Genomic DNA, 6,455 nt, shown 5'->3' with positions numbered 1-6,455 from the left:
TTATATTGTTTTCATTTACTAAAATTAAAAAGGATTGCAGAATGTTGGGAACCCTAAAGGGTTTCCCAACACTCTGATAAAAAGCTCTTCATTTGAAGAGCTTTTTATATTCGCTTCATCGAAATTGTTTCACGTATACTTTGTAAATTTTGTAATGTTTCCTCTTGTCGTTGCAACGACAATCCTACATACAAAGTATCTAATAAACTTAGCTGCGCTAAGCGTGATGAACTTGCTTCCGTACGAAATTCTGTTTCACGTGTTGAAGTATAAAGTGTTATATCAGCAAGTTGACTTAGTGCTGATTTCTGATAGCTCGTAATTGCAATAATGCAAGCTCCTCTTGCTTTTGCTACTTCTAACGCTTCCAATAATCCTTTATTACTACCAGAATGAGAAATTGCAATGATTACTGCTTCTTTTGTAAGTAAACCAGCACCCATAATTTGAAAATGAGAATCTGTATGAGCAATACAAGAAATACCCGTTCTCATAAATTTATGATATGCATCCATCGCAATAATTCCAGAGCCACCATTTCCGTAAAACTCAATTCGGTTCGCTTCTTGCAAAGCTCGTACAGCTTTCTCAAGTGCGGTGTCATTTAACAAATGTAATGTATCTTGCAGTCCTGTAATATGCGAATGAAAAACTTTTTTAGCAACTGTTACCATACTATCTTCTGCTGATACTTCTTCATGAATATTTTGCATCGGTGTATGTACAATTTCACGAGCTAATGTAATTTTCAAATCTTGAAACCCTTGCAAACCAAGGTGTTTACATAAGCGGAATATCGTAGCTTCGGAACTATTCGTAACTTCTGCTAATTCAGTAATAGATTTATGTACAACATCTTGTGGATGTTTCAAAATATGTTCGGCAATACTTCGCAATTTCGGTGACAAACCGTTTAACGAAGCCTGAATCTTTCCAATCCCACTTCTTGTTCCAGGCATAGCATATCTTCCCCTTCCATTGTAGCTATATTGTACCTAATTATTGAAAGAAGAAAAACCTTTATTCGGTATCATACTATTATTTATTTGTTCCTATAAATGTTACCTTAACATATGACACACTTATAACTAGTTTCCCCCATACTTCACCGCATATAATGCAGCTTGTGTACGATCATCTACTTCCAATTTAGCTAAAACGTTTGAAACGTGCGTTTTCACAGTTTGTTCTGTAATGTGAAGCTCTGCTGCAATTTCCTTGTTGCTTCTTCCTTTCGCAATTTCGCGAAGTACCTCTTGCTCTCTTTTCGTTAACATTGAAAAAGGATTTTCTATTTCCTTCTTTACTGCGGAACGCCCCATTAATGCAGGTGTTACTTTCGGGTGAAAATTCGCATTTCCTTGATGTACTGCAATAATAGAAGCGACAAGTTGCTCAGGTTGTACTTCTTTTAATTGATAACCATCTGCTCCAGCTTCAAGTGCTGGTATAACATAATCTTGCTCTGAAAAACTACTTAATATAAGTACCTTTATCGTCTCATCGTATTGCTTTAGACGTTTTGTTGCCTCAATTCCATCCATTTTCGGCATCGATACATCCATTAGCACGACATCCGGTTTTTCTTTTTGCACGAAATGTAATGCCTCTTCGCCATTTTCCGCTTCCCCAATAATTTCAAATTCTTCTCTCGTTTTCAAAAAGAATACAAGTCCTCTTCGAACGATATGATGATCCTCAACTAGTAGCAGTTTAATCTTCAACCTTATTCTCCCCTTCAAATCGGCAATTGAATTTCTATTTTTGTACCCTTTTTTAGCTCTGTTGTAATTTGAAACGATCCCTTCATCAACTGAATACGTTCCTTCATACTTTTCAGACCAAGTGCTGATCCCCTTACTTGTTCTTGTATAAATCCTATTCCATTGTCTTCTATGTAAAAATGTAACTGGTTATTTTCTATTTTTAAAAGAACATGTACCTTTTCACACGAAGCATGCTTTTTACAATTATGTAGCGCCTCTTGGCTAATACGCCATAAAACTTCTTCTATTTCATCCCCAATTGAAACCATCCCATCAATTCGAACTTCCACTTGAACTCCTAATAACTTCCCGTAATTTTGAATTGCTTCTGCTAATCCTTTCTCTAATCCTTCAGGTCTTAATTGCCAAATTAATAGCGTCATCTCTTGTAATGCTTCTTGTGATAATTCTCCAATATAACTTAACATCTCTTGCAATTCTCTATCTTGCGTCATATTCAGAGTACCTTTCGCTGTTAGCATAATAGAAAATAACAATTGTTTTACTGAATCATGTAAATCACGTGCAAGTCGATTTCTTTCCGCTACCACTACATATTTACGTTCTTTCTCAACTAATTGAATACGTTGTATTGTCGTTCCAATTTGAAATGCAATCGCTTCTAATAACGCTAACTCTTCCTCAGAAAAATGAGTCTTATGAGGTGCAGCCACATTTAATAGACCAAATTTCTCTGATCCGGACCTAAGCGGAATTGTCGCATGATGTGTAACATCTTCTGTTTCACCCCAATTACATTCAATCGCATCTTCTATTCGCTTACATTCAATAATATTTGTCGCTTTTTCTAATCTGCCATTCACAAAACGCTCTACACACCAACAGTCTCCTTCACACATCGGCTTCTTCTCTTGCCACGTAAGAGCTGGTGGTAAGTTTTCGTCTACAAGCATACGGTGCTTTCCACTTTCATCAATAAAAAATATCCACCCTGTTTGTAAATTCATAACTTGTAACAATGTATGTAAAACTTTTTCTAACATGTCCTGTAAATTCGTTGCTTCATTTAGCAATTCCGCAATTTCTTTTAATGCTTCTAAACGATGTATCTCTTTTTCTTCAAAGTTCATTCTCATCACCAACTATCATTATAACATTAAGAAATTTCTAAATTCTATAAATAAAAAGAGCTGAATTCCTTCAGCTCTTTTTATTTATCAATCATTTTTTTATTTTCCTTTTAAATTTTGACCGCGTAATTCTTAAACTGAACAACGCCAAGTAATGAAGTTACTTTTAAACCCTCTAAGACTCATCTACATCTATAAATCAGAATTCTAAATGTAAAGCTTTATTTAATTGTCTGACAAAAATTGTTCTCCACGGATATGCTGCAAACTTTCAGTAGTAACGAACATATTCGCTGCTGGCATTTGCACTTGATGTTTATGGAACATAGCCATTAATGCAAACCTTACTTGTCTAGAAGTTTCAAAATAATCTTCTGGTTTAATTAAACCTGTAATACAAAATTCATATCCAACATATTTAAGGTTAGGATTTAAGTCTGTAACACCAACATATTTAAATGGTTCAACAGCCTCATCCTCTACTCTATACAAACTTTGTTCCAAATTTTCATTGCATATCACACATACGTCTTCTAACAATTCCTTAACTCTTGTAGGGTCTTCCTGATAACTTACCGTGATGCGTTCAATTACTCGCATCCACCCTTTATTAAAATTTTGTATCGTTCTAATCTCTCCATGTGGTATGGTAAGTAGTTTTCCTGACCATTCACGTATTTGCATAAAACGAATACTAATTTCCTCAATAGTTCCTGAATTTGTTCCATTAAAAGTAACAAAATCGCCAACGCGAAACTCTTTGTCCGCTAATCTCGCAAAGCCTAATATGACATCTTTTAGCATCTGTTGCGCAGCAAAACCAATGACAACTCCCGCTATCCCTGCACCTGCAATGATACTTTTTATATCTACAAACTGACTAATTAAATAAATGATTAGACTGATGATAATGATATATCTAAAAATAGATCGAATGACACTTTGAATCGTCTGCTCTACCTCTTCATCAAAAAAGCTGGACTTTCTAAAAAACCAATCAATAATGCGATTAATAACAAACGAAATAATGATAAGAACTAAAGCAAATAGTAAAAATCTTAATAGTAAAAACTCCCTTACATAATTAAAAAACTCCTCCGTATACGCTAATATACTCATCTATCCACTTCCTAATTTTTAAAATTTTCATGTAGAGCTAATCTATTATAATTCCTTATTAATTATCTCAAAATTTTCTTTCGTAACTTTTCCCCTGACCTTTCATTTTACTTTCTTAACTATGTATTTGTATCCCTAGTACATCTTCAACAATATAACCCTTTCATTAATCTTTCAACTTCTGATGCCCTTTTCTATTTACTATAAATATACCCTTTTTAATAATCTAAAGGGAGATTACAATAGAAATTTTTATAAACAACTTTGTAATACTTACCTCATTTAAAGGAATACATTCACATAACACCGAATCATTCATTTGATACTTTTTTCACGGAGGTTACAATTAATGGGGTATATCGAAGAACTAAGAGAAATTGTTGGATCAAGACCACTCAATTTAGCAGGAGTTGCTGTAGCTGTTTTAAATGACCAAGGACAAATATTACTACAACAAAGACGAAATGGTATGTGGGGTGTTCCTGGAGGTTTTGTGGAACTTGGTGAATCCACAGAATAAGCCGGAAGACGAGAAGTACTTGAAGAAACAGGTATTGAAATTGGTATACTTCAGTTAGTAAGTGTATTTTCAGGTAAAGAGTTTTTTGTGAAATTAGCGAATGGAGATGAATTTTATCCTATAACAATCGCTTACCTTTGCAAAGACATTAAAGGTGGCTTGCTAAAAGCTGACGGAGTTGAATCATTACATGTAAAATTTTTTGATTTAAATGGGCTACCAGAAAACATTAGCCCTTTCATAAAAAAACTAATTGAGCAAAATGTCGTCTCAATTTAAACGTAAAAAGAGGCCTTTTCAAAGGCCTCTTTTTCACTTCACTTCTGCATGTAAACAAGATTTAAAATGTCCAAGTGCATATTCATGTCCTTGCGCATTAAAAGATGCAACTGCCTTTTCATATACAACAATTTTAAATCCTTTATTATAAGCATCTACTGCTGTATGAAGAACACAAATATCAGTGCACACCCCTACAAGATGAACTTCTTCTATTCCTCGTTCTCTCAACTTCATCTCTAGATCTGTTCCAGCAAATGCACTGTATCGCGTTTTATCCATATAATATACATTCGCATCATTTTTATATTTTTCGTATACATCTTGTAATTCACCGAATAAGTCTCTTCCATTTGTACCTGCTATATTATGAGGAGGGAACAACTTTACTTCTGGATGATATTCATCATTTTCTTCATGTTTGTCGATTGCAAACACTACATAATCTCCATTTTCAATATATTGCTTCGTTATATGTACAAGTTCCTTCTCAATTTCTTGACCTGGTTTTCCGCAAGTTAAAGCACCTTTTTCAGCTACAAAATCATATGTATAATCGATATTAATAAGAGCTCGTTTCATAACTACTATCTCTCCTTCTCCTGTTTCACAATAAACAATAGAAAATTTGTTATTACGACATCGTATGTACTATTCGACATTTCAAATGAAATACCTACATTTTTCTTGCAAAACTTAACTTAATCTAAGTTTATCATAAAACAGATATACTATGACAAAACATACTGTTCCTATTAGCATGTCATGGATTTGATAATTGAGCGTAACTTCAACCACCTCGTGTAAAGTAAACCAGATTATCGAAATCATCATACTAAGCAAGATGATACGAACAAATCACTGCACACCTTCAACCTCTTTCTCTTTCTTAGTAGTAAAGAGTAATTTCTTACTATTCATACGTACTAGAAAGTGAAACAAATTATTCTCAACAACCCATTTATATCCAAATTAAAAAGTACACTACTACTTTAAGTAATGTACTTTTTATCCATAATTAAGATGCTGGCTTCGTTTCAAACGTCGCTTGATTAAAGCTAATGACTTTTCCTTTTGGGTCATTATTTTCAAACTGAGCTGCAGTAATCGTATGACTACCTGTCTCAAGTGTCTTTTCTTTTAATTGTACTGTTGTCTGTGTTGTACTAGTTACTTGATGTTTATCAGCAAATATTTGATCTACAAATACGAATGTTTCTTTATCGTTTTGAAAATTAGAAAGTTCTAATTCAACTTGCTGAATTAAAGTATCTTTTTTAATAAATACAGTCGGTGTATTGCCGTTTTCAGAAGTACCATCTGGTGTAATGACTTTTACTATCCCTTCTCCAATTGGTACTGCCCCTTCAGGAAATACAACCATACTCTCCTCACTCGCATTTACAACTTGTTCTTCCTGATTTGACTGTGCATCCTCTTTTTCCTTTGGAGCACCACAGCCTACTAATAACAATACAGACAATCCAGCGATTATGAATTTCTTCAAAATTCATCCCCCCTGTAATTTCATTATAATTTATTATACAAAAATAACTTTGTAATTTTAAAACTATTTTTAACACTTTCATGAACAAATACTAGTAGCTTGCTCACGATTACTGTACCATACTTTCCTTAATCTGTCTCTTATACACATCTGACGCTGCCGACGAAGCTAGA

6 protein-coding genes and 2 pseudogenes are annotated in these 6,455 nt (G+C 33.9%); 1 reads left to right on the top strand and 7 read right to left on the bottom strand.

Going from position 1 to position 6,455, the window contains the following annotated elements:
* Positions 1–104: 104 nt before the first annotated feature.
* The 4 genes from JDS92_RS29310 to JDS92_RS29295 form a co-directional block, all read right to left on the bottom strand.
* A complete protein-coding gene (locus JDS92_RS29310; RefSeq protein ID WP_001119636.1) occupies positions 105–959 on the bottom strand; it encodes a MurR/RpiR family transcriptional regulator in 855 nt (284 codons plus the stop codon).
* 129 nt (positions 960–1,088) lie between these two features.
* Complete coding sequence (casR, locus tag JDS92_RS29305) at positions 1,089–1,724, bottom strand: two-component system response regulator CasR (RefSeq protein ID WP_000694625.1); 636 nt, start codon at positions 1,722–1,724, stop codon at positions 1,089–1,091.
* 14 nt (positions 1,725–1,738) lie between these two features.
* Positions 1,739–2,857, bottom strand: a complete 1,119-nt coding sequence (gene casK, locus JDS92_RS29300; protein ID WP_087971287.1) for a two-component system sensor histidine kinase CasK — start codon at positions 2,855–2,857, stop codon at positions 1,739–1,741.
* A gap of 225 nt (positions 2,858–3,082) precedes the next feature.
* Positions 3,083–3,976, bottom strand: coding sequence for a mechanosensitive ion channel family protein (locus JDS92_RS29295; protein ID WP_000025244.1), 894 nt, complete (start codon positions 3,974–3,976; stop codon positions 3,083–3,085).
* 349 nt (positions 3,977–4,325) lie between these two features.
* Between JDS92_RS29295 and JDS92_RS29290 the strand changes: the two are divergent.
* Positions 4,326–4,775, top strand: a pseudogene (locus JDS92_RS29290) (NUDIX hydrolase).
* Between the two features lie 33 nt (positions 4,776–4,808).
* Here the strand turns inward: JDS92_RS29290 and JDS92_RS29285 are convergent.
* From JDS92_RS29285 to JDS92_RS29280, 3 genes and pseudogenes are all read right to left on the bottom strand, one after another.
* Positions 4,809–5,357, bottom strand: coding sequence for a cysteine hydrolase family protein (locus tag JDS92_RS29285; RefSeq protein WP_000816780.1), 549 nt, complete (start codon positions 5,355–5,357; stop codon positions 4,809–4,811).
* Between the two features lie 114 nt (positions 5,358–5,471).
* Positions 5,472–5,717 (bottom strand): annotated as a pseudogene (locus JDS92_RS31480) (hypothetical protein).
* A 76-nt stretch (positions 5,718–5,793) separates the two neighbouring features.
* Entirely contained in the window at positions 5,794–6,282 is a 489-nt protein-coding gene (locus JDS92_RS29280; RefSeq protein ID WP_000713449.1) for a putative periplasmic lipoprotein, read from the bottom strand.
* Positions 6,283–6,455: the final 173 nt, after the last annotated feature.

The sequence above is a fragment of the Bacillus cereus group sp. N12 genome, assembly GCF_016483575.1.
GTDB classification, from domain to species: domain Bacteria; phylum Bacillota; class Bacilli; order Bacillales; family Bacillaceae_G; genus Bacillus_A; species Bacillus_A toyonensis.
The sequence above is the reverse complement of the archived record's forward strand: the minus strand, read 5'-3'. Positions and strand labels throughout refer to the sequence as shown.